At 60.1% G+C, this 26,541-nt stretch carries 17 protein-coding genes; 16 read left to right on the top strand and 1 reads right to left on the bottom strand.

Going from position 1 to position 26,541, the window contains the following annotated elements; translation table 11 throughout:
- The first annotated feature begins 153 nt into the window (after positions 1–153).
- The 13 genes from AC06G8_RS14865 (at position 154) to holA (ending at position 23,223) form a co-directional block, all read left to right on the top strand.
- The gene (locus AC06G8_RS14865) at positions 154–1,443 is read left to right on the top strand and encodes a sugar ABC transporter permease (RefSeq protein WP_480283199.1); all 1,290 of its coding nucleotides are present in this window, start codon (positions 154–156) and stop codon (positions 1,441–1,443) included.
- The gene (locus tag AC06G8_RS14860; protein ID WP_049867718.1) at positions 1,443–2,285 is read left to right on the top strand and encodes a sugar ABC transporter permease; all 843 of its coding nucleotides are present in this window, start codon (positions 1,443–1,445) and stop codon (positions 2,283–2,285) included. The genes AC06G8_RS14865 and AC06G8_RS14860 overlap by 1 nt, the downstream gene beginning before the upstream one ends.
- Before the next feature lie 116 nt (positions 2,286–2,401).
- On the top strand, positions 2,402–8,725 hold the full coding sequence (locus AC06G8_RS14855; protein WP_480283198.1) for an S-layer homology domain-containing protein: 6,324 nt from the start codon (positions 2,402–2,404) through the stop codon (positions 8,723–8,725).
- Between the two features lie 1,072 nt (positions 8,726–9,797).
- Positions 9,798–11,345, top strand: a complete 1,548-nt coding sequence (locus tag AC06G8_RS14850) for an ABC transporter substrate-binding protein (protein ID WP_480283197.1) — start codon at positions 9,798–9,800, stop codon at positions 11,343–11,345.
- Entirely contained in the window at positions 11,342–13,138 is a 1,797-nt protein-coding gene (locus AC06G8_RS14845) for a sensor histidine kinase (protein WP_480283196.1), read from the top strand. The genes AC06G8_RS14850 and AC06G8_RS14845 overlap by 4 nt, the downstream gene beginning before the upstream one ends.
- 19 nt (positions 13,139–13,157) lie before the next feature.
- Complete coding sequence (locus AC06G8_RS14840; protein ID WP_480283195.1) at positions 13,158–14,774, top strand: response regulator; 1,617 nt, start codon at positions 13,158–13,160, stop codon at positions 14,772–14,774.
- Between the two features lie 355 nt (positions 14,775–15,129).
- A complete protein-coding gene (locus AC06G8_RS14835) occupies positions 15,130–16,086 on the top strand; it encodes an ABC transporter permease (protein ID WP_480283194.1) in 957 nt (318 codons plus the stop codon).
- 12 nt (positions 16,087–16,098) lie between these two features.
- Positions 16,099–16,992, top strand: a complete 894-nt coding sequence (locus AC06G8_RS14830) for a carbohydrate ABC transporter permease (protein ID WP_480283193.1) — start codon at positions 16,099–16,101, stop codon at positions 16,990–16,992.
- Between the two features lie 48 nt (positions 16,993–17,040).
- Positions 17,041–18,654, top strand: a complete 1,614-nt coding sequence (locus AC06G8_RS14825; protein ID WP_480283192.1) for an extracellular solute-binding protein — start codon at positions 17,041–17,043, stop codon at positions 18,652–18,654.
- A 170-nt stretch (positions 18,655–18,824) separates the two neighbouring features.
- A complete protein-coding gene (locus tag AC06G8_RS14820) occupies positions 18,825–19,958 on the top strand; it encodes a GntR family transcriptional regulator (RefSeq protein WP_480283191.1) in 1,134 nt (377 codons plus the stop codon).
- A 221-nt stretch (positions 19,959–20,179) separates the two neighbouring features.
- Positions 20,180–20,728, top strand: a complete 549-nt coding sequence (locus tag AC06G8_RS14815) for an RNA polymerase sigma factor (protein ID WP_048747286.1) — start codon at positions 20,180–20,182, stop codon at positions 20,726–20,728.
- A complete protein-coding gene (locus tag AC06G8_RS14810) occupies positions 20,725–21,813 on the top strand; it encodes an anti-sigma factor family protein (protein ID WP_480283190.1) in 1,089 nt (362 codons plus the stop codon). Before AC06G8_RS14815 ends, AC06G8_RS14810 begins: the two co-directional genes overlap by 4 nt.
- 369 nt (positions 21,814–22,182) lie before the next feature.
- Entirely contained in the window at positions 22,183–23,223 is a 1,041-nt protein-coding gene (gene holA, locus AC06G8_RS14805; protein ID WP_480283189.1) for a DNA polymerase III subunit delta, read from the top strand.
- A gap of 151 nt (positions 23,224–23,374) precedes the next feature.
- Here holA and rpsT read toward each other — a convergent pair whose 3' ends face one another.
- Positions 23,375–23,647: a 30S ribosomal protein S20 gene (gene rpsT / locus AC06G8_RS14800; RefSeq protein WP_447661495.1), complete on the bottom strand. Its 273-nt coding sequence runs from the start codon at positions 23,645–23,647 to the stop codon at positions 23,375–23,377.
- A 176-nt stretch (positions 23,648–23,823) separates the two neighbouring features.
- Between rpsT and gpr the strand changes: the two genes are divergently transcribed.
- The 3 genes from gpr to AC06G8_RS14785 all read left to right on the top strand — a co-directional run bounded on the left by gpr (position 23,824) and on the right by AC06G8_RS14785 (position 26,540).
- The gene (gene gpr, locus AC06G8_RS14795; protein WP_480283188.1) at positions 23,824–24,831 is read left to right on the top strand and encodes a GPR endopeptidase; all 1,008 of its coding nucleotides are present in this window, start codon (positions 23,824–23,826) and stop codon (positions 24,829–24,831) included.
- Between the two features lie 34 nt (positions 24,832–24,865).
- Positions 24,866–25,078 carry an SDR family oxidoreductase gene (locus tag AC06G8_RS14790; RefSeq protein WP_480283187.1) on the top strand — a complete coding sequence of 71 codons (213 nt, stop codon included), beginning with the start codon at positions 24,866–24,868 and terminating at the stop codon, positions 25,076–25,078.
- Positions 25,079–25,307: 229 nt separating this feature from the next.
- Positions 25,308–26,540 carry a stage II sporulation protein P gene (locus tag AC06G8_RS14785; RefSeq protein WP_480283186.1) on the top strand — a complete coding sequence of 411 codons (1,233 nt, stop codon included), beginning with the start codon at positions 25,308–25,310 and terminating at the stop codon, positions 26,538–26,540.
- Position 26,541: the final 1 nt, after the last annotated feature.

Genomic DNA, 26,541 nt, shown 5'->3' with positions numbered 1-26,541 from the left:
CCGGCCGTCAAGGCAAGGCGGGATTGCAACATCACGATGCCCGCGGGCTGGCGCTCACCGGCGCGGCCCCCGGGCTTTTACTTTTAAATCGACTCAATATACTTTTGGACGGACCCCTTATATAAAGAGCAAGGATCGGAAGGTGAAGGAACCATGCAAAAAGCATTGCAACCGAAGGCCGGTCCCCTGCCTTCTCCATCTGCGGCAGCCGCGCTGTCCATCATTCCAGGTCTGGGCCAGCTGTACAATCGCCGCTTCATCAAGGGCGTGCTGTTCCTCGTGCTGGCGCTGTCGCTCGCGGCATCGATCGGCGCATGGACGGCGCACGGCATCGAAGGGCTGATCACGCTGGGCAACGATCCGAATAATGACGATTCCCGAACGCTGCTGACGGAGGGCATCCTCTCCGTGCTGCTCGCGATCGTGCTTCTGTTCACCTATGTGCTCAATATCAAGGATGCCTACCGGGATGCGGTCCGCCGCCAGGACGGCGAGCGGATTCCATCCGTAAGGCAGGCTTTCCATGACAGCTATGACAAAGGCTTCCCTTACTTTATCGTCGTTCCGAGCTTCATCCTGCTGGCGATGGTCGTCATTTTCCCGCTGCTGTTCATGGTCGCGCTCGCGTTCACGAACTACAGCCTGTACAACTCTCCGCCTGCGAAGCTGCTGGACTGGGTGGGCTGGATCAACTTCAAGGAGCTGTTCACCAACCCGATCTGGACGCAGAGCCTCGTCTCCGTCGTCACCTGGACGGTCGTCTGGACGCTGGTCGCGACTTCGCTGCAGATCGGACTGGCGATGCTGCTCGCCGTGCTCATCAATGACAACCGCGTGCGCTTCAAGAAGCTGATCCGCACGATCTTCATCCTGCCCTGGGCGGTGCCCTCGTTCATGACCGCGCTCGTGTTCGCCGCGATGTTCAACGATACGTTCGGGGCGATCAACATGCAGATCATGAGCAAGATCGGCTTGATGGTTCCATGGCTGACGGACCCGACCTGGGCCCGCGTCGCGATCATCCTGATCCAGATCTGGCTCGGCTTCCCGTATGTGTTCACGCTGTTCACGGGCGTGCTGCAGAGCATCTCCAAGGACTGGTACGAAGCCGCCGAAGTGGATGGAGGCAGCCGCTGGCAGAAGTTCCGCTTCATTACTTTGCCTCATATCCTGTTCGCCACGGCGCCGCTCCTCATCATGCAGTATTCGTTCAACTTCAACAACTTCAACATCATCTTCCTGTTCAACAAGGGAGGACCGGCGGTGCCGGGCCAAAGCGCGGGTGCGACCGACATCCTCATCTCCTGGGTGTACAATCTGACCTTCACCGACAACAACTACAAAATGGCCGCCGCCATCAGCATCATCATGGGCCTTATCGTCGCGGCATTCGCGTTCTATCAGTTCCGGAAGACGCGGTCATTCCGTGAGGAGGGCTATTGATGGGACGCACGCTAAGATCCAAGCTGGAAGTATCCGGCATCTACCTCGTTGTTCTGATTATGTTCGCCGTCATTCTGTATCCGCTGCTGTGGGCGGTCAGCATCTCGCTGAATCCCGGCACCAGCCTCTACAGCGCCAAGCTGATTCCGGACAATCTCTCGCTGGAGCATTACCGCTGGCTGTTCACGGATCCGCAGAGCGATTACGGCCTCTGGTACAAAAACACGATCATCGTCGCCGTATGCAACGCCGTCGCCTCCGTGACGATGGTATCGCTGCTGGCGTACGTGTTCTCGCGCTTCCGCTTCACGGGCCGCAAGTACGGCATCTACACGTTCCTGTTGCTCCAGATGTTCCCGGTGCTCATGGGCATGGTGGCGATCTACCTGCTGCTCAACCTGGTGAACCTGCTGGACACGTTCACCGGCCTGATCCTGATCTACGCCGTCGGCGGACTGCCGATGAACGTGTTTCTCGTCAAAGGGTACCTGGACACCATTCCGCGCGATCTCGACGAATCGGCCACGATGGACGGCGCAGGGCATCTGACCGTATTTTTCCGGATTCTGATGCCGCTGACGGCTCCGATCCTGGCGGTCGTCGGGCTGTTCACCTTCATGGCGCCGTTCATGGACTTTCTGACGCCGCGCATCATCCTGCGCTCGCCGGAGAAGTACACGCTGGCGCTCGGGCTGTACAACTTCATCAACGACAAGTTCTCCAACAACTTCACGATTTTCGCGGCCGGCACCATCCTGATCGCCGTGCCGATCGCGACCGTGTTCCTGCTGCTGCAGCGCTTCCTCATCTCCGGCCTCGCGGACGGAGCGACGAAGGGCTGAGTTCTCCGAACAAGCAACGAAAAGAAAAGCTGCACTCTTGATTGTCTAGGACATGATTGGGCGGCTTTTCTTTTGCCAAGGAAAGAAAGCGCAACCATAACGAAAGGGGATCCAACATGGCAATTCAATTCAGGCGGCTTGCTGCCGCTCTTCTGAGCCTGCTGCTGTTCCTGCCGGCGATGGCTTCCGGCGCGCGCGCCGCGGAAGCGGACCTCAGCTCGGCCGTACAGGACCTCGGGTACGACGCTGCGGCATCCGCAACGGTTTCTGTTTCCGATTCCGTCTACGTCCGGCTGAAAAATGAATGGAAAGGCGTGTATCTGTACGAAGCGGAGGGACAAGCTCGCTACGGCTTCACGGCGGTGAACGATCCTGCATCTCAATGGGAGATCAAAAGCGGCGAAGGAGGCGCGCAGCTGCTCGTGAACCGGGCGACCGGCCATCTGCTGAACCGGGAGCTGGTATCGGATCCGCATGACAATCTCAAGAGCTCCGCGCTCGACAGCGGCGCGGCATCGGCTCAGTGGCAGGTGACGGAAGCATCCGGCAAGCCCGGTTACGTCAATCTGTCCATTCCCGGCAGATCGAATCAGATCGTCAACATCCAGGTGCTGAACGGTTACGCACAGGTGAGCGACTGGGCGCAGCCGGGCTGGGGCTCGGCGTTGTGGCAGGTGGAACCGGGTCATGACCAGGAGCCGGTCCGGCTGGTCGACGGCTGGAAGGGGAACGTCCTCTATGAGGAAGCCGGTCTGGCGAAATACGGCGCGCCGGAGCTGAACGACGCTTCCTCGCAATGGTTCGTCGTGGACGGCGTGACGCCGGGCTCGAAGAAATTCGTCAATCGGGCGACGGGCCATGTGCTGAACCGTACGGGCAACGATGGGGACCGTCTCAACGATCCCGTCAAAAGCTCGGATCTGCCGGAAGCTTCCACGGCAGGCGATTTTTCCATTCAGGAGCAAGCAGGCGCTGCGGGGCTGTATACGATAGCGAGCAGCGAAAAATCCTCTTATCTGCTCCATGTGCAGAGCCAGACCGGCCATGCGCAGATCAGCGACTGGGCGCAGCCGGGGTGGGGCAGCTCCTCCTGGAGACTGGAGCCGGCAGCCGACTCTGCGGCGAAGCGGCTGCAGGACAGCTGGAAGGGAAGATTTTTGCAGGAGCAGGGCGGTCTGATCGCATACGGCACGCCGGATTACGCCGATGCGTCCTCCCAATGGATTATGGAGGACTATGGAACGGCGGTTCGGCTGCGCAACGTGCAGACGGGCCGTTACATGCAGCAGACGGAGCTGAAGGGCGGCGCCGCCCTTGCTGCGGTAGCTCCTCAAGCGGCGGATCCGCTGCTGACGAGCTGGATTCAAGCTCCGGGCAAGGACGGCAGCGGCGATGTCCAGACCGGACAATCGACCTTCCAAGCCGCTTCCGATGGAGATGCGTTGCTGAACGTGCAGAGCCAGGACGGCTATGCGCATGGCAACAACTGGGCGCAGCCGTCCTGGGGCAGCGCGCGCTGGCTGGTGAAGGCTCCCGCGCCTGAAGGTCCGGCGGAGGAGCTGACCCCTTATGTGAAGATCCGCAACGACTGGCTGCAGCTGTATCTGTTCGAGAAGGACGGCAAGCTCGCTTACGGCAACGTCCAGCCGGGCGACGAGAGCGCGCACTGGCTGATCGAGACGAAGGACGGCGTGCAGCATATCGTGAACCGGAAGACCGGCCATTACGTCACGCTGAGCGGCGTGAAGCCGGATTCCCGCGAATCGGTCCGGGTAGCGGATCCGGCAAGCGGCGACATGGATTCGGCCGCATGGACCGTGTTGGACCATCAGGGCTTCAAGCTGATCCGCAGCGCAGGGGATGCCCGCCCGGCCGAGGCTTCCGGATACTTGAACGTCGAGCATAAGCTCAAGGCGGCCGAGTACAGCCCGGTGAACCGGGATTGGGGCAGCCCGAAGTGGGAATTCATTCCGGTGAAGGCAAGCGAGACCGGCACGGGAGGGGGCGCTCCGGTGCTGCTGCCTGACGGGGCGATCCGGTTGACGAGCAAGTCCGGCGGAGCGGCGCTCTACGAGAATGCCGGCGGCGTCGTGCTTTACGGCAGTCTGGACGCCAAGGACCTGCGCTCGCACTGGTTCGTGAAGGAAAGGGCCGGAGGAGGCGTATCGATCGTCAATGAAGTCACCGGCCGCGAGCTTTCCTGGCTGCCGGGCGTGAGCTATCTCGGCACCGTTCCTGCAGGCGAAGCCGGAACGGACGCGGGATGGGCGCTCGAGAACGCGCCTGCCGCCGGAGCGATTCTGCTGCGCAGCCTGGCCGAGGGCCACGAGGATGAATACGTGCAGATAGCGGACGGACTCGGCTATGCCCAGCTTGATCTGCGCTCCATCGACAACGGAGCCGTCCAATGGGTCGCGGCCGCGGCGCCCGAGGGAGGATTCATCCCGGAGGTCCAGGATACGTTCGGCAGCGGCATCACGCCGTCGGCGCCGCATTCGGGCTTGTACCGGCTGCAAAACTCGGCTGCCGGTTCGCTCCTGGCGATGAACGGCGATGATTTGGCGCTGTCTGGCGGAGATAGCCGCAGCAAGAACGTGCTATGGAGAATGGAAGACCGGAACGGGCGGCTGCTGCTCCGGAACGAAGAAACCGGCAGCTACCTGCTGCGTGACGGAAGTTCGGTCTCGGCAGGAGAGGCGGGCCCGGCAGCCGAATGGACGCAGGAAAAGCAGTCCGGCTTGCTGATTCTGGCCGAGCCGGGCGGCAGCCGCGTGCTGGCAGCTTCCTCCGGCCATGCGACGCTTGCCGAGCGTGAAACGGCAGGAGGTTCAAGCCGCTGGAAGCTGCTCGAGGTCGCAGACGACGTCGTGTACGAAGCGGAGAAAGGCTTTGTCTCCGGCGGTGCAGGCATTCATGCCGAAGCGCCCGGGTATGCCGGCAGCGGGTATGTATCCGGCTGGAAGGATGCCGATGACCGGCTGATCCTGTCCGTTCAAGCGCAGGCAGCAGGTCTGTATGAAGCGGATTGGAACGCTGCAGCCTTGGCTGGCGCGGATGCAGGCAGGCTGTCCGTCTATGTCAACGGCCTGCCGCAAGGCAAGCTGGATGCGGCAGCCGGAGATGGCAATGGCAAAGGCAATGGCATATGGAAGACGGTATCGGCCAAGCTGAAGCTGCGGGCAGGCTACAATTCCGTGGAGCTGCGCTTGGCAGGGGACGACGAGGGCGGCCTGCTGGTGGACCGGCTGCTCGTGCATGGCGCGGTCAGCCGCGACTATCGCGGAGCGACTCTTCCTTATACGACCTATGAAGCCGAAGACGGAGCGACGAACGGAACCTTGCTTGGTCCCGACCGGACGTATATGACGCTTGCTTCCGAAGCGTCGGGCAGAAAGGCCGTCAAGCTGGATGCTGCCGGCCAGTATGTGGAATTCAAGCTTGCGGTACCGGCCAGCTACATGTCCTTGCGCTACAGCATACCGGACAGTCAGGACGGCGGCGGCCAGCAGGCGACGCTGAGCTATTCGGTGGATGGAGCCCCGGGCGGCAAGCTGGAGCTTTCCAGCCGCCACGCCTGGGTATACGGCAAGTATCCATGGTCCAACAATCCCGAGGACGGAGATCCTCACCGTTTCTATGACGAGACGCAGCTGGACTTCGGCCGCATGCTGCCGGCTGGGACCGTGCTGAGGCTGGAAAAGCAGGCTTCCGACGCAGCCGCTTATTATGTTCTCGACTCGGCGGACCTGGAGCTGGCCCCGTCGGCATACGCCATGCCGGAAGGCTTCCTTTCCGTGGCGGACTTCGGCGCAACGCCGAACGATGGCAAGAGCGACTACACCGCGTTCCTGGAAGCCGTCCAGGCTGCGAAGGCGGCGGGCAAGGGAGTCTGGGTGCCGCAGGGCATATACCGTCTTGATTCGCCGCTGGAGGTGCAGGGGATCGTCATCCGCGGCGCGGGCATGTGGCATACGACCGTTGAAGGCGCAGGTTTCATGGGCACGGGAGACGGAATCGGCGTGTACGATCTCAAGATCGACGTCGGCGTGACGGGACGGCATGACGAGCTGCGGGAGGCGGCTTTTGACGGAACGTTCGGCAAAGGCTCCACGATTCAAGGCGTATGGGTCGAGCATGCCAAAGCCGGCATCTGGTCGGTCCGCAGCGACGACGAAGACGGCGGCATCGTGACCGACGGCCTGTACGCCGCTGGCATGCGCATCCGGGATACGTATGCGGACGGCATCAATTTCTCGACGGGAACCCGCAACTCCATGGCGGAGCAGAATGCGATCCGCAATACGGGCGACGACTCCATCGCGATCTGGTCGTCGCAGCCGGACGGTGTAAGCGCGGACGACGCGCGGGCTTCGGGCAACACGATCCGCTTCAACACCGTCCAGCTTCCTTGGCTCGCGGACAATGTCGCGATATTCGGCGGCAGCGACAACAAGGTGCAGGACAACATCCTGTCCGACACGGTCGGCTTCGGCGCCGGCATCGCGGTGTCGACGCGCTTCAATCCCGTCGCCTTCAGCGGCAGGACGGTCGTGGAGCGCAATACGCTGATCCGTGCCGGGGGCCATGAGTTCAACTGGAATCAGGACTTCGGCGCGATCTGGCTGTTCACCGGCGACAAGCCGATCGATGCCGATATCGATATTCTCGACAATACCGTTCGGGACAGCACGTTCCAGGGGCTGTACATCAACGGAGCCTACCCGTTCAATGTCAGCGGCCAGCATCGCATTCTCATCCGCAATCTGGTGCTCGATGGAGCGGGCACTTGGGGCATCCACGCGGGCGGCGGCATCAGCGGCTCCGTCCAGCTGGACCGGCTGCAGCTCCGCGGCGCTAAAGTAGGGCCGTTCTTCAACGCTTCCGGCAGCGCGTTCCAGCTGGCGTTGACCGAGCAAGCGCCGCCGGCAAGCGTGCTCCCGGTAGACGGATACCAGACCGGCGAAGGCTTGACTTGGGACAGCCAGCCGGAGTCAGGAACGGGTACACCGACGCCGACTCCGACAGGCACGGCGTCGCCGACACCTGCGCCGACAGGCACGGCATCGCCGACACCTGCGCCGACAGGCACGGCATCGCCGACACCTGCGCCGACAGGCACGGCATCGCCGACACCTGCGCCGACAGGCACGGCATCGCCGACACCGGTGCCGACAGGCACGGCAGCGCCGACGCCGGCACCGATAAGCACGGCAACGCCGACGCCGGCACCGGGAGCGGGTTCATCCGCCGCCAATCAGGATGCGCTGGCGAAGGCTGCCGCCGGCAAGACGTCGCCCGTGCAGCTGGAATCGATAGCTCTTGCAGGCGGCGGAAGAGCGGCGGAGCTGCCGCTGGACGCCTTCCTGGCATATGCCGAGGCTATGCCGCTAGGAACGATTACGCTTCAAGCCGGAAGCTCGTCGATTTCGCTCCCGGCATCGGCAGCCGCCAAGATGGCCGCCATGCGGGGACAGGCGGATACGGCTGGAGCCGTCATCCGAATCGAGCTGGGCACAGCCGATCAGCAAGCCTTAGCCGCGATGAAATCACGGGCTTCGGCCTTGAATGGCGCTGCCTTTTCCGGAACGGCAGCCTGGAGCCTGAGCTTGGAGCAAGGTGGGCGCCCCGTGCCGCTGACGAGCGGAATCGGCTATGTCGATGTCGAATTCCTCGTGGGCAGCGACAGCAAGCCTGGCCCGAACGCAGGCTTGCTGCGGACGTCGGACGGTGCGGTTCGCACCGTGCCGGCATCGTTCGCGAAAGGCAAGGACGGGACGATCGTCCATATCCGCACGCTGGGAGCAGGCAGCTTCGGAACAGCTGCACTTCCGTCCAAGGCCTTCCGGGACATAGCTGGCAGTTGGGCAGCAGCAGATATCGAGCGGCTGTCAGCGGCCGGAATCTTGAACGGCATCTCCGCTGAGCGGTACGCTCCGGCGCAAGCCGTATCGAGAGCTGACTTCGCGGCGCTGATCAGCCGCGCATTGGGACTGGATCTGCTGGCCGGCGGAGCAGCCGAAGGCCGGAGCTGGAATGACGGCTCACCGGGTTCCGCCTGGACAGCCGCAGCAGACGCGGTCCGTTCGGCCGGCATCATGCAGGGCGACTTGGACGGCAGCTTCCGGCCGGGAGCTTCCGTCACCCGCCAGGAAATGGCTGTCATGCTGAATCGCGCCATCCTCTTCGCCGCAAGCGGCAAGCCGCGCACTTCCGCTCCGGCTCCACAAGCCTCTGTATTCACCGATACGGCTAAGATCAGCCCGTGGGCGGAAGACGCCATAATCGCCCTGACCGCGAGAGGGATGCTGCGCGGACTGCCGGATGGAGCCTTTCATCCACAGGCGGCAGTCACCCGCGCCGAAGCGGCAGCGCTGCTGGCGAGGCTTTTGTTGGAAGCAGGCTTTCTCGGCAGCTTCGATGATATAAAGGCATTGACTTGAGAAGCTGTTCCACGCAGGCGGCGACTCCTTAATTCAAACCGCATGGAAGAGCAGGATGAAGCTGAGCCTTGGCTTCGTCCTGTTTTCTTTTCGTCTATAGCTTCTATGAATAGTGCGGAGCAAGGCGAAAGCCATCCGGACTCAGATCGTTCAGCTGGTTTTCGGAGTAAAACGGTCATCGAGCAGGGTCCTTTCTTGGTGGCGCCGCAACCACGGGAATGGCCTGCTTTTTTTCTTCTACTCATGGGACAGGCCGATTTTCGTTGCCCAGGAAGGGAATTGTTGCCCAGGAAGCGGAATGGGTTCGTCTCATGCGGAAAAAAACCAAGGCAAGCAAATAAGGGTGGATAAAATAAGGCTGTATTCGAGCCTTATTTCAGAAAAAGTTGCCGATCGAAGGAAAATAAGGTTCATTGTGGAGCTTATTTCTAGAAATTCAATAAAATCAGGGCGGCAGAACGGAAATAAGGCTGCATTTGGACCTTGCGCTACCGCAGTACGGGCGGAAAAGACCAGATAAGGCTCGTTTTAGACCTTAGCCGATTCCTAGCCTTCATCTGCGGCCTCAAACCCTTCTCACCGGAAGAGGATGCCCAACGGGCTGCCCCGAGTCATGCCCACGGCTCATGAGCCTCCCTTTTTCGCGGAATGGAGCCGCTTTTACGATTGCGGCGTCGCGGCCAGCAACATTTCCCTCCCTTCCCTCCAGCTTCATATGGCAAGCTTCGCCTGAATGGCGTATACTATCGCTACCAAGGACGCAAGTCTGCGGCGTTGCAGCCCGACCACCCTTTTCCCAGAGCGTTTATGTGAGAGTGGGCGCTGATTAGGAACCGGGCTGCATCCATAACCTTTTGTTCCTCCTCGCACATAAGTGCAGGAGGACTTTTTTGTTTGCAGCTTCATTCCCTCTTGCCCGCCCGAATTCGGCACTTCGCCGGACAAGTCATCGAAGTGTTATAAAAGGTCACTATTTTTGCCTATCCGGTAGAAATAGGAGTAGAGTGGGCGGCAGCGCGGGCGTATAATTGAAATCGCTTACTCCATTATCGCTGCAAGAGGGGTTCTTGCCATGACAGCCAACCGCAAACGACTGACGCTTGCGCTCGCCGCCGTACTCGCGCTGGCCGCGCTGACGTTCTATTCCCGTCCGTGGACGATATTTAAACCCGGCGATACCGCTCCGTCCGGAGTGGCATCGGCCGCCGCCCCCGACCGTCTGGTCATGATGTTCCCTGCGAGCGTCGTGCCGGATGATCTGCCGCAGGTTCAGAATGAGATCAATACATACCTGCAGCAAAAAATCAACGCAGCCGTCGAGATCCGGCCTGTCGACATGGGCAGCTGGTGGGACCGCACCGGCCTTGTGTACGCTTCGGGCAGCCAGGTCGATCTCATGTTCACGGCCGGGTGGATGAAGTTCGGCGACGAGGTGGCCAGAGGCCGCTTCTTGCCCCTGGACGACCTGCTGCGGCAATACGGCGGCGGAATCCGCGGGATCATCAATCCTGACATTCTCGATGCCAGCCGCATCGGGGGCAAGCTGTACGCCATTCCGACCAACAAGGAGTTCGCCGCGAGCAAAGGAATCGTCATGCGCCGGGATCTCACGGAAAAATACGGAATCAAGCTGGCGTCGATCTCCTCTCTCGCCGATCTCGGTCCCGTGCTGGAGACGATCAAGCGGCGCGAGCCTTCGGTGACGCCGCTGCAGGTGCGCTCCGATCGCAGTCCGTTCACGTTCCTCATGCAGTACGGCCTGTTCGACATGCTCGGGGACGGACCCGGCGCCCTTCAGCGCGAAGGGGGCGGGACGAAGGTCGTGAACATGGTGGCGACCGAAGCGTACCGGATCAACGCCAAGCTCATGCACCAATGGCATCTCGACGGGTACCTGAATGCCGATGCGGTGACGTCCAGGGACAGCGAATACGAAGCGGTCAAGGCGGGAGCCGCCTTCTCCTTCGCCGAGTCGATCAAGCCGGGCTTCGAGATCCAGGCGTCGCGCAACACCGGCATGCCGATGGCGGCCGTGGAGCTGACCAAGCCGTACACGACGACGGCCGACGTGACGAGCGCGATGTTCGCCATTCCCCGGACTTCCCGTCATCCGGGCAAGGCGATGCAGCTGCTCGATCTGCTCTATACCGACCCTTATTTGCTGAATTTGCTCGATTGGGGCATCGAGGGCAAGCATTTCGTCGTCCGGGCGGACGGCCGGATCGGTTATCCGAAGGGGGTAGACTCCCGAACCGTCGGGTACAACCTGAACCTGCCGTGGATGTTCGGCAATCAGCTCCATTCCTATCTGTGGGACAACGAGGATCCGGAGCTCTGGACGAAATACAGGCAGTTCAACGAGGAAGCGGAGCCGTCCCGGGCGCTCGGCTTCGTCTTCAACCCGGACCGGGTGACGAGCGAGATCGCGGCTTGCAGCCGCGTCGACGAGGAGTTCGCTCCGGCCATCATCGCGGGAGAGCTGGATCCCGACCTGGTCATCCCGATGTATCTGGATAAGCTGAAGGCGGCGGGAGCGGACCGGGTCATCGCGGAGAAGCAGCGCCAGCTGGACGAGTGGCTCGCCTCGAAGCGGGCGGCGGGCAAGGAGGGAGGCCGATGAAGGGCTTCCGGCTTCCCCAGGCGACGCTGCGCACGCGCCTGATCATCGGGTTCGCGGTCGTCACGGCGCCGCTCGTCATCTTGCTGTTATGGAACAATCTGTATTCGACCACAGTCGTGCGCTCCCAGGTGGCCCAGTCCAACCGGAGCCTGCTGACGATGTACATGAACGATATGGACAAGGTGCTGGAGGAAATCCAGAATTATCTGTTCAAGACCGCCGAGCAGAACCGCGATCTGCTGTCGCTGTCGCAGAACGATCGAGGAGGCTGGGATTACTACCGGGCCAAAACGCAGATGGCCGCCGACCTCGGGGTCAACTCGAACTATTACGAGGCGGCGGATGTGCTGTTCGCCTACAGCTCCAAGTACGACGATCTGTTCGTCTCCCAGCAGCAATCGGTCAGCTTCCAGCGGAAGCGGGAAATCCAGCGGCGGCTGCATGAAATTCTGAAGGCGGGAGCAGGGGCCGCCACTCCATTCAGCGGCTGGACGGTGACGGAGCTGAACGGCTCCTATGCCCTTGTGCGCATCGTGGACACGGGATACGGCTCCGCAGCGGGAGCGTGGGTCGATCTCGACCGGCTCATGAGGCCGCTCCATGCCCTCGGCGAGAGCGGCAAGGGAGAAGCCTTGCTGCTCGGCGGCCATTCCGGCAGCCTGCCGCTGACGACGCTCAAGGCCGGCCTTCGCGACGAGCTGCAGGCGACCGGCGCGGCCGCGGATACGGAAGTGGCCACCGGGGCGTACACGATCGCCAAGCTTCCGCAGCCTTATCTTCTCGTCGCCCAGCCTTCGCGGATGGCGGGCATGAGGCTGGTTCTGCTTGTGCCGGAGAAGTCGCTGCTCGAAGGGCTTCCGTATTTCCGCTATCTGACCTATACGGTTCCGGTGCTGGCCGCCATTCTGCTCGCCCTGTACCTATACTACCTTCAGCGGGCGGTCGTCGTGCCGATGCATCGGCTCATCAAGGGGATGCGCAAGATCCGCTCCGGCGATCTCAGCGCCCGTCTGCCGGACAGCAGGCTGCCGGAATTCGTCACGATCAACGAGACGTTCAACGGCATGGCCTCGCAGATCGAGCATCTGAAGATCGACATCTACGAGGAGCAGATCCGTACCCAGAAGGCCGAGCTCAAGCATTTGCAGGCGCAGATCCAGCCTCATTTCTTCATGAACTCGCTCAATATCGTCTACCAGCTCGCCCAGATCCGCAGCTTCGACATCATCCAGAGCATCGCGCTCCACCTGGTCCGTTACTTCCGGTTCACGATCAATACGTCCGCCGCTTCCGTGACGATCCTTCAGGAGCTGGAGCATATCCGCGATTACCTGACGATCCAGAAGCATCGATTCCCGGAGACGCTGGAGTTCGACTTCAACGTGGAGGCTGGTCTGGACAATTATCTTCTGCCGCCGCTATCGATCCAGCCGATCGTCGAGAACGCGATGGTGCACGGCTTCTCCACCAGCGGCGGAGGTCCCTTCCGGATCTCGATCGCGGTGAGCCGGGACGGTACTGCGGGAGAGGGAGCGGCTGCCGGCGGGATCCGGATCGACGTGGCCGACAACGGCAAAGGGTTCGCTCCCGGAATGGCGGAGAGGCTCGCGGCTCGCGTGCAGGAGCAGGAGCCGGGAGAGCGCCATGTGGGATTATGGAATGTCGCGCGCCGCTGCCGGCTGTATTATGGAGATTCCGTCACGCTGAAGTTCGAGAACGGAGCGGGGCGGGGAGCGCTCGTCACCCTCGGCCTTCCGGGAGAGCAGGCCGCGGACAATCGCCAAGCAGGATGACGCAAGGAGGAGACGTTGCATGAAGGCGCTGATCGTGGACGATGAAATCTATGCCGTCAAAGGATTGATGGCCGGGGTATCCTGGCACGAAGCCGGGATCGACGAGATCTATGAGGCTTACCATGCGGACATGGCCAAGGAATTGCTTCGGAAGCATGACATCGACATCATGATCTGCGATATCGAGATGCCGGAGCAGAGCGGGCTGGAACTGATGGGGTGGGTCAAGGAAGAGGGGATGAAGCTGGAGACGGTCGTGCTCACCTGCCATTCCGAATTCCGCTATGCCCAGAAAGCCCTTCAGCTGGGAGGGAGAGATTATATCCTGAAGCCGGTCATATACCGGGAGCTGGAGCAGGTGCTGCAGGCGCTCGGCCGCAAAGTGGAGGAGCAGCGGCAGGCCGACCATGAAGGGGAGCGCTACCATCAGCTGGCGGAGCTGTGGCAGGGACAGAAGCCGCTGCTGGCCGAGCGGTACTGGAAGGATCTGCTCGACGGCCGGGAGCGTCCCGACGCCAGCTGGCTGGAGAGGGTCAGGCTCGCCGCGGATGTCGATGCGGAGATTATCGGCCAGGTCCGTCCGCTTCTGATCAGCGTGGAGAACTGGGAGAAGGAAATCGACGAGCGGGATGAGCGCGTCATGGAATTCGCCCTGCGCAAGGCGGCGGAGGAAATCTTGCTGGAATCGCTCCCGGGAGCCGTCGTCGAGGATTACCGGGGCAACAGCCTGATCCTTCTCTATGAGGGAGGCGCAGCGGCGCCGCAGCTGCAGGAGCTGTGCGACCGGTACCGGGAAGCCTGCAAAACCTATTTCTATTGCAAAATGTCCGTGTACATCGGAGACGCGGTGACGCTCAAGGAGCTCAGAGGGGAATATCTCGGCCTTCTGCATGAGGAATACCGCAATGTCAGCATTACCTGGAGCAGCATTCCCGCCGGCGCCGCCAGCCGCGGAGAGCATCGCGCCCATCTCCTGCAGCCCGATTCCGTGGCTCTTCTGGAATGGGCGGATCTGCTGGAGCAAGGCGGAATCGAGTCGATGAGAGCAAGGCTCGAGGAGCTGCTCACGCCCGGCGCGGCCGTGACGGTCGAGACGCTGAGCGCGTATGCATACGCCTTGATGCAGGCGGCGTATCTGACGCTTCACCGCAAGGGCTTTCCCGCCTTCATGCTGCATCAGTACCGGGAAGACTTCGACGTCAGCGCCGCGACCCGCTCCGTGCAGCGGTTCCGGGCATGGTCGGAGGGCATTCTCGACCAGATCGGCGCCCTGCTTCAATCCCGCCGCTCGGAAAGTCCCGTCCTGAGGCAGATCAAGGCGTACATCGCCGGCCATATGGACCGCGACGTGACCCGGGAAGAGCTGGCCGAGCATGTGTTCCTCAATCCGGCCTACCTGTCGCGCTTGTTCCGCAAGGAGACGGGCAAGGTGCTGACCGACTATATCCTGCAGGAAAAAATGCGCGCCGCCGCGCAGAGGCTGACGGGGACGGACGAGAGCGTAAGCGCGATCGCCGCCGGGCTCGGCTACGGCAACTTCTCGTACTTCGCGCGGCTGTTCCGCAAGGTGTACGGCAAGAATCCGCATGAGTTCCGCAAAATCGGAACCGACAGCAGCACGACTTCCGGCGCTTGAACGGGCTTCGCTTTCCCGCTGTCCGGACATCAGCAGGAATTGCTCGAGCAAACAGTTTTATTGAAACAGCTAGATTGAAGCCTCTAGAGCGATAAGGCAGGGATTCCGCTGATGCAGCGGAATCCCTGCCTTTTTTTATCCAGGTCCAAAGACCTGGATTTGAATAGTCAATCCAAGAGGATTCATGCTCATCTCACTTCATATGTCATAACAAATGCGAGAGAGATAAAGGGAATCAAAGTTAAAACCTTTATAAAACGCTTTCATAGGACTAAATCATTATATACATCTATCAAATATTCCTATACCATTTTATTTGTCATAACAAATCATGGAAAAGGAGATGAATGCCCGCATGGAAATCCAGACGGCGCGAAAGCCCTCGTCCGAAGGTTTTTCCCGCCGGCTCGCGGAGATCGGAAGACAGCTGAAGCGCAATATCGGATTGTACCTGATCATCGCACCGGCCTTTTTTTATTTCGTCATCTGGCATTTCTGGCCGCTGTACGGAATTCAGATCGCATTCAAGGACTACATGCCCGCTCTCGGAATTACGGGAAGCCCCTGGGTAGGGGTGGAGCATTTCACCCGTTTCTTCCGCACCTTCTTCTTCTGGGACATCCTCCGGAACACGCTCGGCATCAGCGTTTACGGGCTGATTGTCGGCATACCGGCTCCCATCATCCTCGCTCTCATGTTCAACGAGATCAGGCGCAAGCGGCTGCGCAGCGTCGTGCAGACGATCTCCTACGCGCCGCATTTCATCTCCGTCGTCGTGGCGGTCGGCATCCTGTTCTTCTTCATCTCCCCGACAACGGGCGTCATCAACGGAATCATCACCCGCTTCGGCGGCTCTCCGATCGATTTCATGGCGAATCCGTCCCATTTCTGGCATCTGTTCGTCTGGTCCGGCCTGTGGCAGTCCATCGGCTGGTCGTCCCTCATCTATACGGCCGCGATGGCGGGCATTCCGCCAGATCAATATGAAGCCGCATACATAGACGGAGCAAGCCGCTTCAGGCGCATCTGGCATGTGACTCTTCCCGGCATCATGCCGACGATCATGATCCTGTCCATCATGAGCATCGGAGGGGTGATGAACGTCGGCTTCGAGAAGGTGCTGCTGATGCAGACCGACATGAACCTCGCCAAGTCCGAGGTCATCTCCACGTACATGTACAAGAGCGGCATCGTCGAGGCCCAGTACAGCTTTTCCGCGGCCGTAGGCCTGTTCAACAACGTCGTCAATTTCATCCTGCTGATCCTGTTCAACGCCATCGCCAAGCGGGCCGGACAGACCAGCCTCTGGTAAGGAGGAGCTGACATGGATACCATCAAGCAGACGCCTGGAGAAAGAGTCTTCGAGGCCGTCAATCTGACGCTCGTGCTGCTCATTACGATCGTGCTCTTGTATCCGCTGCTGTTCGTCATTCTCGCCTCCGTCTCGGATCCGCGAAAGATCTACGATACGTTCCTGCTGGTCTGGCCGCAGGGCTTCAACCTGGAAAGCTACAAGGCGATCTTCGAGAACGGCGACATCTGGATCGGCTACCGCAATACGATCCTCTATACGACGGTCGGCACGGCGATCAATGTGTTCATGACGATCCTGGGCGCATATCCGCTGTCGCGCCGCCGGTTCTACGGCAAGAACGTCTTCACGTTCCTGTTCACGTTCACGATGTTTTTCAGCGGCGGCCTCATCCCGACCTACCTCGTCAACCAGTCGCTCGGCATTCTGAACAGCATCTGGGTGCTCGTCCTGCCGGGAGCGATCAGCGTGTTCAATCTCATCATCATGAGGACCTACTTCCAGACCCAGATTCCGGTCGAGCTGGAGGAGAGCGCGTTCGTCGACGGCTGCAGCGACTGGCGGCTGCTGTTCAAAATCGTGCTTCCGCTGTCCATGCCGATCATCGCCGTGATGATCCTGTTCTACGGAGTCGGGCATTGGAATTCCTACTTCGATTCTCTGATCTACATGACGGACAGGGACAAATTCCCGCTGCAGCTGTTCCTGAGGGAGATCCTGATCAAAAACAGCATGCAGGACATGCTCGGGGTCGCGGTGGACGAGCAGTACAGCCAGCGGATGATGGCGCGCGAGGGAATCAAGTACTCTATCGTCGTCGCGTCCTCGCTGCCTCTGCTGATCCTTTATCCGTTATTGTCGAAATTTTTTGAAAAAGGCATTCTCGTCGGCGCGATCAAAGGCTAGACGGCAGACATGCAAGTCTGCCCTACAATGCGACAGGGGGAGTAAACCATGAATAACGCCAGGTTGAAACAAGGTTTGATCGGGGGGCTTGCCGTGCTGATGCTGGCCGGCTGCCAGTCGGGCGGCGGCTCGGCAGGGAGCGGGGAATCCGGCAGCGGGGGCAAGGACGGCAAAATCACGCTCAAGATGGCTCGGGACAGCTTCACGGACGTCCATCCGGCTTCGAAGGACCTGTGGATGTGGAAGAAGTACGAGGAGAAGACCGGCATCCATATCGAGTGGGAGGAGATACCGGGCGAGAGCTCGGCGGAGCGCAAAAACGTCATGCTCGCCTCCGGCAAGCTTCCGGACGCGTTCTACCAGACCGGCTTCAGCAGCTCCGAGCTCGTCAAGTACGGGGAACAAGGCTTGTTCCTTCCGCTGGAGGACCTCATCGAACAGCATGCTCCGAATCTGAAGCAATGGTTCGAGAAAAATCCGGAGGTCAAGAAGGCGATCACGATGCCGGACGGCCATATTTATTCCTTGCCGTATATCGATACGGCCCTTCCGTACCGCTCCATCCGGCTCTATATCAACAAGACCTGGCTGGACAACCTCGGCATGCAGGTGCCCAAGACGACGGACGAGCTGCAGGCGGCTCTAAAGGCGTTCAAGGAGAAGGACGCCAACGGCAACGGCGATCCGAACGACGAGATGGGCTGGGTCATGCCGACGGGCTTCGTCAACGGCATGTTCGAGCGGCAGCTGTACGGCAGCTTCGGCATGGGGAACGGGGGCTACAAGGGGGCGGCAAGCTGGATCTACAAGGATTCGGACGGCGCGGTCAAGCTCATCTTCAACGATCCGAAGTACAAGGAAGTGCTGCAGTACCTGAACGGACTGTTCAAGGACGGCACGCTGCCGCAGCTCAACTATTCCGGCTATGAATATGCCCAGTGGGCGGCCGACGGCTCGGCCGGCAAGGTCGGGGCCTTCTCGTGGGGAGATCCGCATTATATCGGAACGATCGGGGCCAAGGACTATGTCGGCATCAACGTGCTGGCCGGTCCGCACGGGGACAAGGTCGTGAACTGGATGGATCCCATGACGAGGCAGACGTCTTCGTTCACGATCACCAAGTCCAACAAGCATCCGGAGGAAACGATGAAGTGGGTCGATTATTTCTATGGCGAGGAAGGAAGCAACTTCGGCTACTTCGGCATCGAGGGCGAAACGTACAGCATGGTGGACGGCAAGCCGCAATACAGCGACGAGATCCGCAACTACAAGGGCGGCATCCAGCTCGGAGCGTTCCAGTACGTGGACAACGTGTATGGAGGCGGCTACCCGTACGCGGAGCCCGATATGGAGCTTCGTTCCGCCGTGAAGGGCAAGACGGTGGACGAGGACTTCAAGACGAATGCGGCGGAGCTCCAGCAGTTCCTGCCGGAGGAAGTGTGGCCTGAATTTTCCCCTACTGCGGAGGAAGCCAAAAAGCAGTCGGCGATCTTGACGGACATCAACAAGTACATCCAGCAGATGAGGGTGAAATTCGTCACGGGGCAGGCCGACTTCGACAGCGGCTGGGACCAGTATGTCGCCACTTTGGACAAAATGGGCGCGCAGGATTATCTGGCGATCAAGAAGGGCCAGTATGAACGCTATCAAAGCGTGAAGTAGATCAGGCAGACAAGCGGCAGAGCCGGGTCCGGACGCCGCCTCCTTCCGGGGGCGGGGCGGCTCCGGCTCGTAGCCGGTCAAGCTATTTTCATGTACAATGAAATCACGACAACGGGCTTCGCCGGCAGCGGCAAAACCCGGTGCTTTAAGGCAGGATGTGAATAATCGCAGTGAGCAAATCCCAGAAACCGCTCTATTCCGTCATCAAGGATGAGCTGCAGTCCAAAATCGATCAGGGCGACTATCAGCCGGATCAGCAGCTGCCGACCGAGAACGAGCTTTCATCCCTCTACAGCGTCAGCCGGATCACGACCCGCAGAGCCCTCGAGGAGCTCGAGAGGGAAGGCTACATCTACCGGATCCAAGGCAGCGGGAGCTTCGTTAAGAGGGCGGATGCGGCTCCGGAACGCCAGGCGCCGCATCCCCCTTCTTTTGCGGAGGTAGAACCGGGCCCGATCATTTCCATGATCCTGCCTCATCTCGATGAAGGGGCCATGGTCGGTTATATCCGCGGAGCCTCCAATTACCTCAACCGGCTCGGCTACCATCTCAGCCTGCATACGAGCAACAGCGATCCGGCGCTGGAGGAAGAGCTGCTGGAATCGATGCCGGGCCGGGGAAGCTCGGCCGTCATCCTGTATCCGCTCAACGACTCCTGCAGCTTCGAGCGGCTCAACCGGCTGTACCTGATGGATTTTCCGATCGTCACCATCGACAAGGAGATGCCCGGCATGCCGATTCCCTCCGTCGTCTCCGACAATTTCGGCGGCGTGTACGAGGCGGTATCCCGGCTGATCGATCTGGGCCATCGGCGCATCGCCTTCTTCAGCAACGCGGGAATCGAGTCGGTCTCCTCGGTGCGCAGCCGTTACTTCGGCTACTGCAAGGCTATGAAGGACCGCGGAGTTCCCATTCTTCCCGAGCTGGTCCGGCTCGGCGCGAGCAAGGAGCTGAAGACAGCCGGAAAAAGCGCTTTTTTCAGCGGGCTGCTGAACGGCTACCGGGAAAACGGCATTACGGCCGTCCAGGTGGAGAACGACCTCATCGCGGTCCAGCTTCTGCTGTATGCCCAGCAGATGGACATGCGGGTTCCCGACGATCTGTCCATCTTCGGCTTCGACAACAATCCGATCTGCGAGATGCTGCATATTCCGGTGGCGACGGTAGGACAGAATTACGACGAGATCGGCCGCATGGCTGCGGAGCTGCTCGTCCAAAGGCTGCAGCAGGGCCAGGCCGATACCGGGCAGCATGTCGTTCCCGTCAGCCTGATCGAAAGGAAATCTGTCGATCGGCTTGCCTGAAAGCGGGTGCAATTCCGCTGTTCCGGCGGTTGCCAATGACTCCCGCTCCCGGCGTCTATACGCCGGGAGTTTTTTTTGCTATTGTTGGGTGGTAAATGCCTGCTTCAATTCCATTCACGGTATTTTTTACCACAACTAACTTTTTTATATTACTTATGCTTGCCCTGCAACCTTTCGCGCCAGGCGCGCGTCAGTACGGGTGCAAGAGAGGGGGAACCTTCGTGGTAGAGCCTGGTCTCATACGAGCCGCTCAACAGGGCGATCGCGACGCTCTCGTGTCCCTATTGCGCGAAATTGAAAATCACGTATATCGGACGGCCTATTATATTCTGGGCAACGAGCAGGACGCGCTGGACGCTTCCCAGGAAGCGCTCATTCGCATTTATACCAAAATTACTTCCTACGAGGAAAAAGCGCAGTTCAAGACATGGGTGCAGAGAATCGTCACGAACATCTGCATCGACAAGTTCCGGCGCACCAAGCCCGTCGTGTCCATCGAAGAGCATGATATGGTCTTCCGGGAGAAGCAGGACGTGGAAGAGGAAGTATTGTCCGCCTATGCGGCCAAAGATATTCGAGAAGCAATCGACAAGCTTCCGGATCACCACAGAGCCGTTGTCGTGCTCCGTTATTTGCAGGACTTCTCGTACAACGAAATCGCGGATTCCCTCGATCTTCCGCTGAATACGGTGAAATCCTATTTATTCCGGGCCAGGCAACAGCTTCAGACGCTGCTGCATGACTATCAGAAAGGTGGTGTCCGAGGATGACTTGTCAAGAGGTGGTTGAGGTTATGAATCGATATTTGGACGGCGATCTTGACGAGCATGAACGTGTGCTCTTGATGGAGCATCTCAAGAACTGCCCGGACGACCAGGAGCTGTTCGAGCGCCTTCAGAGGCTCTCCGAAGAGCTCGAGGAACTGCCCAAGGTCACGCCGCCCTTCAGTCTGGTGGATTCCATCCTGCCGCAGCTGGCCGAGATCGACGCGCTGCGGGATGCCAAAGCCGCCCAGGCGGCCGTCATGGACGAAGAGTGGACTCAGGCGGAGGAAGCCGCTGCCGCGGAAGGCGGCTCGCTGGGCTCGCGCAGAACTTCGCGGAAGCGGACGGGCTGGCTCGGCCGCAGAACGGCGGCATGGGGAGGGGCGGCCGCCGTTGCGGCGGCGGCCATCATTCTCGCCGTCAGCCTGAACGGTCCTCAGCCGAACAGGCAGACTGCCATGCTTGAATCCAAGGCGCCTGCAGCTGCGGGCAACGCCTCGCAGTATTCGCCTGCCGCTGATTCGGAAGCTGCGGATACGGGGGGAGCGGCCTTGAAGTCCATGGAAGAGGGGAGCGGCTCAAGCGAGCCCGCCGCATCTCCGACGGCGGTCTCCGACGGCAGCCGCGGGACGGGAGACAGCTCGGGCGCGAAGTCGTCGACGCCTCCATCCCCGTCGGCCAAGGTCGGAGGCATCGGGGGAGCTAGCCGGTTCGACAAGGCGGCTCCGAACAATTCCGGCTCCGCGAACATGGGAGAACCATCCATGGGAATCGCCCAATTCCCGAGCCCTCCGGCATCTCCATCGCCGGGAATGGAGCAAGGAATCGCCGACCAAGGGCTTGCAGCCGCTGCGGATGCTGCATCTCCGGACGGCAAGTACAGCTACGCGGTCACCGGCGAACTGCTGGAAGTATTCGAGAGCGGGGACAAGAAGCTGGCGGAGCTCAAAATAGACGGCGAGCTTCATGGCTCTCCTTCCTGGAGCTCCGACAGCACGACCCTTACGGTCGAGTTCAAAGACGGCACCGGAGCCGTCAAGAAATTCAAGATCGTAGCTGCCGAGGGCACCGTGGAGGAGCAAAAATCCTGATCGGCGTACAAGCACGAATCGCGGGGTATGCGCGTATGGTATAGCAGGGGGATGGAATGCTCGTTCCCTGGCATCGTATGACCATCCCGTAGAGGCACCATGGGCTTCTGGCGGCGATGTTTATATAGATGTACGGCAAACAGAGACAGGCAGAGGAAGGCTTCGTCGGAGACGGCGAAGCCTTCCTCTGTTTTATTGCGGAAGCAGGAGGAGGCTTTTTCCATTCCGACCGGCGGAAATAGTGGTTGTTTGTCTGCATTGCCTTTGCTCAAGCAGGAGGTTCGGCCTTGAAATGCCGGGCGCCGCCCTTGCCTAAGCAGGAGGTTCTGTCCTATGATGGGACGACATGAGCATGGAGGAGGGACTGGCATGGAAGCCAAAGACGCTGCGAAGGATATTCGGGCCGGCAGGATTGCTCCCGTATATGCCGTCTTCGGGAAAGACCGCTACCGGATGAGCCAATTCGCGACGATGCTGACGGAGAAGCTGCTGGCGCCGGACGAGAGGGAGCTTGGCATCGTCCGGTACGACATGTCCGAGACCTCGCTGGAGGAAATCATCGGCGAAGCCGAGACGCTGCCTTTTTTTGTGCCGAAGAAGATCATTCTGGCAAGGGATTCGAGCTTTTTGTGCGCGGCGGCGAAGGAAGGGAAGGTCGAGCATAAGGCCGAGCGCTTTCTCTCGTACATGGAGCATCCGAGCGAGACGAGCATCATCGTCTTCCTGGTCCAGGCAGACAAGCTCGATGAGCGCCGCAAGGCCGTCAAGCTGCTCAAGGAGCGCAATCTGCTCGTCGCCTTCCCGGAGCTTACCGAGAGCGAGCTGGCGAGCTGGATCATCCGCAGGGCGAAGGATCAGAGCCGCAGCATAGGCGAGGAGGCGGCATCGCTGCTCGTCTCGAGAGTCGGCACCGGCATGCAGGCGCTGTCGCAGGAGGTGGACAAGCTCTGCCTGTTCGCAGGGGAGGAAGGAAGCATCTCCGTCGAAGACGTGGCCCGATTGACGGCCTCGACGGTCGAGGAGGATGTGTTCGCCTTGATCGATGCGATGGCGGAGCTGAACATGGACCGGACGCTGACGATCTATCGGGAGCTGCTGCTGCGGCGGGAGGAGCCGATCCGCATCGCCGCTCTCGTCGCCAGGCAACTGCGCATCATGCTGCAGATCAAGGAGCTGGAGCGGCATCGCTATTCGCCGCAGCAGATGGCCGGCCAGCTGGGCCTTCATCCCTACGCGGTCAAGCTGGCCGCGGAGAAGGCGCGCAAGTTTGAGACGGCCGCGCTCGGCGAGCATCTATCGGCGCTCGCCGAGCTTGATTACGCGATGAAAACAGGCCGCATCAACAAAGAACTGGGATTGCAGCTGTTCTTTCTCTCCATGGGAGCCGGCGCGAAAAGCGGGCGGGCATGAGGAGCCATGTCGACAGGGAAGCGAAAAAGAATTGCTGCGCGCAGCAATTCTTTTTTCATTTTGCGGGTATCCTGTGGGTGTATAGATGAATACCGTCCGGGCAAACGAAAAACAGCCCTTCTCCAGGAGGAGACGGGCTGTCAGCTTGTCCTTAAGCTTGCGCCGAAATGGCGTTGAGCTTTTTGGCCAGGCGGGATTTTTTACGGGCAGCAGCGTTTTTATGGATCAGGCCTTTAGTAACGGCTTTGTCCAGCTTTTTCGTTGCGACGATCAGAGCAGCCTTGGCTGCTTCCGCATCGGTACCGGTAGTCGCTACGTCAGCTGCTTTGACAGCCGTGCGGAGCGCGGATTTTTGGGAAGCGTTCAGAGCGCGGCGTTTCTCGCTCGTTTTCACGCGTTTGATGGCGGATTTGATGTTTGGCACTTGTGGTTCACCTCCTACAAAAGGGGATAAGACCCCATACTGCAACACAACTTAAAATATCTTATCATGCACATTGCCAAATTGCAATACGAACGATTGGATAAAACATGCTGGCCGCATAAAACGAATCCGGGATCAGCAAGCTAATGGCAAATCGTGCAGAGGAGCGTTGGCGCATGAATCATGATTTGGATTTGGGACGTTATGCGGTTCACACCGACCTGGCGCTGGAAGCGAAGCAAATGGCCGAGGAGTCTAGCGGAGGGCCGATTCCCGGCATCCGCTCCGAGACGACGGAAGACGAGGGCATCACGATCACAAGGCTGACGGTCGAGAACGAAGCAGGCTCGCGGGCCATCGGCAAAGTCATGGGCAAATATGTCACCTTCGAAGTGCCCGAGCTGCGGACGCATGATTCGGAGCTTGGAGACCGTGTAGCGACCTCGTTCGCCCAGGAGTTCGAGCGCTTCCTGCAGGAGCTCGGCGTCGCCAAGGACGCGAACGTGCTTATCGTCGGGCTCGGCAACTGGAACGTCACTCCCGACGCTCTCGGCCCGCTCGTCGTGGAGAATACGATGGTGACGCGGCAATTTTTCGAGCTGATGCCGGATCAGGTCGCTCCGGGCTACCGCTGCGTCAGCGCTGTCGCCCCCGGCGTGCTTGGCATTACCGGCATCGAATCCAGCGAGATCATCCAGAGCATCGCGGAAAAAACGAAGCCGGGCCTCATCATCGCCATCGACGCGCTCGCCTCCCGGTCGCTCGACCGCGTGAATACGACGATCCAGATCGCGGATACGGGCATCCATCCCGGATCGGGCATCGGCAACAAGCGCAAGGGGCTCACGAAAGAAATACTCGGTGTTCCCGTCATTGCCATCGGAGTTCCGACTGTCGTTTACGCCTCGACGGTCGTGAGCAGCGCGTTCGACATGATGAAGGAGCATTTCAAGCAGCAGGCAGGCGATACCGGGCAGCTGATGGGCATGCTGGATCAGCTCGGGGAGACGGAGCGGCTCATGCTCGTCAAGGAAGTGCTCTCGCCGCTCAAGCATGACCTGCTCGTGACGCCGAAGGAAATCGACCAGTTCATCGAGGATATCGCCAATGTCATCGCCAGCGGACTCAATGCGGCGCTGCATGACGCGGTGGACAGCTCGAACGTAGCCGCTTATACGCATTGATCGATTCGCGAGATTCGGACCGGGACGCTTTCTTATGGAAGCTATCCCGGTTTTTTCATTGATCAATACGAACATGATGCGCCAGATCGAGACCAAATCGGGAGCTCCCGAAGGCTTCAAAAAAGCCGACGAGGACAGCACGCCGCTGGGCCGCTACGGCGAGCCGCAAGAGGGCGCGGCCGTGATGAACTTCCTCTTGTCTGATGAAGCGTCGTTCGTTACCGCGTCCCTGTACACGGTCGACTGAGGCATGATGGGCCAATAATGACCAGGATAGAGTATTTCGGATAAAGAGTAACAGCCTGCTCCTGCCAAGGAGCGGGCTGTTTTTTGCGCGCTTTCCTCGCTCCGCCGGCCCATCTCTCGAATGCGGTTCTATCACTTCTATTTTCCTCATAGAGTAGAAACAGTTGAGAGAGCAAAATTCTGTTTTTCGCTTTCAGAACCGCAGAACCGCGTTCGGGAGGAGAACCGATATGAAACGAATCAGGGCCGTCAATCCGGAAATAAGCAGTCTCCGCATCCGCGAGTTCCTCGCTGCGGGACGCACCTTCGTGCTGCTGTCGCTCTGCTCCATGATCATCTTCGTGCTGGCCGGGGCCGCTTCGATTGTCCGCCATCAGGACCCATCATCGCCGGCTTCCTCTATGAAAGGATTGACATCCATGGTTTCAAGCGCCTTTCTGGCGGACATGCTGGGAATGGAGATGCCTGCGTTCCAGAGCAGCGGGCATGGCGAGAGCGTATCGACCCGGCAAGTGAGCAGCTTCGTGCTTCGCATGCTGACCGACGTGAATCCGGGCAGCCCGCGCAGCCTGCTGGCGGCAGGCATGCCCGTCATGCAGAGCGGCGGCGAGAATCTGGCCGGCAAGGCGAGCGCTGCGGGCGATCAGACGCCGGAGGACGAGCCCGAGGCGGCAGCAGGCGACGACTCCGGCGAAGACGGCCATGATGCAGGCATCGAGGACGATTCGCCCGTAGGTCCGATCGGTGTGCCGCAGGATGATCCGGCGGGCAGCGGGCAGAGCGGTCCGGAGAGCGGCGGCGCCGGCAGCGGAACGCCTCCAGCCGCCGCTGGCGGCAGCAAGGCCGTGTTCATCTATCATTCGCATATCCGTGAATCCTACAATCCGGAAGTGAGCAAGCCCGGAACGAATCCGGAATCCTCCAAGGTCAACGTGGCCAATGTCGGAGAGAGGCTGGCCGAGCAGCTGGAGAAACGCGGTGTCGGAGCCGTACACTCCAGCACGGATTATCCTTCTGTGATTCCGGGCTTCAAATATACGATGAGCTACAAGTATTCCAAGAAGAGCGTTCAGGAAGCGATGAGCGCCAATAAAGGACTGAAGTTCTTTTTCGATATCCATCGGGATTCCGCCAAGCGCAAGACGACGACGGTGAATATCGGCGGCAAGGATTACGCGAAAGTATTTTTCATCATCGGCCGCAAAAATCCGAATTGGGAAGAAAACGAGAAATTCGCCGAGCGGATCCACAACCTGCTGAACGAACGTTATCCCGGCTTGTCGCGCGGCATCTGGGGCAAGACGGTGACGACCGGCAACGGGGAGTACAATCAATCGCTGGCTTCGGACAGTGTGCTCGTCGAGGTCGGCGGCATCGACAACTCGCTGGAGGAAGGCTATCGGACGGCCGACGCTCTGGCCGAAGTGATCGCGGATCTGTATTTCGAGGGCGAGAAAGCTTGAT

The organism is Paenibacillus sp. SJS-P3, assembly GCF_056711585.1.
Note: the sequence above shows the minus strand (reverse complement) of the source record. Positions and strands in the feature narration are given on the sequence as shown.

What these genes read in the sequence shown, in the direction of transcription:
- AC06G8_RS14850 (WP_480283197.1), top strand. Translation starts at nt 9,798, where the DNA reads ATGACAGCCAACCGCAAACGACTGACGCTTGCGCTCGCCGCCGTACTC.
- AC06G8_RS14810 (WP_480283190.1), top strand. Translation starts at nt 20,725, where the DNA reads ATGACTTGTCAAGAGGTGGTTGAGGTTATGAATCGATATTTGGACGGC.
- AC06G8_RS14865 (WP_480283199.1), top strand. Translation starts at nt 154, where the DNA reads ATGCAAAAAGCATTGCAACCGAAGGCCGGTCCCCTGCCTTCTCCATCT.
- holA (WP_480283189.1), top strand. Translation starts at nt 22,183, where the DNA reads ATGGAAGCCAAAGACGCTGCGAAGGATATTCGGGCCGGCAGGATTGCT.
- AC06G8_RS14835 (WP_480283194.1), top strand. Translation starts at nt 15,130, where the DNA reads ATGGAAATCCAGACGGCGCGAAAGCCCTCGTCCGAAGGTTTTTCCCGC.
- AC06G8_RS14845 (WP_480283196.1), top strand. Translation starts at nt 11,342, where the DNA reads ATGAAGGGCTTCCGGCTTCCCCAGGCGACGCTGCGCACGCGCCTGATC.
- gpr (WP_480283188.1), top strand. Translation starts at nt 23,824, where the DNA reads ATGAATCATGATTTGGATTTGGGACGTTATGCGGTTCACACCGACCTG.
- AC06G8_RS14860 (WP_049867718.1), top strand. Translation starts at nt 1,443, where the DNA reads ATGGGACGCACGCTAAGATCCAAGCTGGAAGTATCCGGCATCTACCTC.
- AC06G8_RS14855 (WP_480283198.1), top strand. Translation starts at nt 2,402, where the DNA reads ATGGCAATTCAATTCAGGCGGCTTGCTGCCGCTCTTCTGAGCCTGCTG.
- AC06G8_RS14785 (WP_480283186.1), top strand. Translation starts at nt 25,308, where the DNA reads ATGAAACGAATCAGGGCCGTCAATCCGGAAATAAGCAGTCTCCGCATC.
- AC06G8_RS14840 (WP_480283195.1), top strand. Translation starts at nt 13,158, where the DNA reads ATGAAGGCGCTGATCGTGGACGATGAAATCTATGCCGTCAAAGGATTG.
- AC06G8_RS14825 (WP_480283192.1), top strand. Translation starts at nt 17,041, where the DNA reads ATGAATAACGCCAGGTTGAAACAAGGTTTGATCGGGGGGCTTGCCGTG.
- AC06G8_RS14830 (WP_480283193.1), top strand. Translation starts at nt 16,099, where the DNA reads ATGGATACCATCAAGCAGACGCCTGGAGAAAGAGTCTTCGAGGCCGTC.
- AC06G8_RS14790 (WP_480283187.1), top strand. Translation starts at nt 24,866, where the DNA reads ATGGAAGCTATCCCGGTTTTTTCATTGATCAATACGAACATGATGCGC.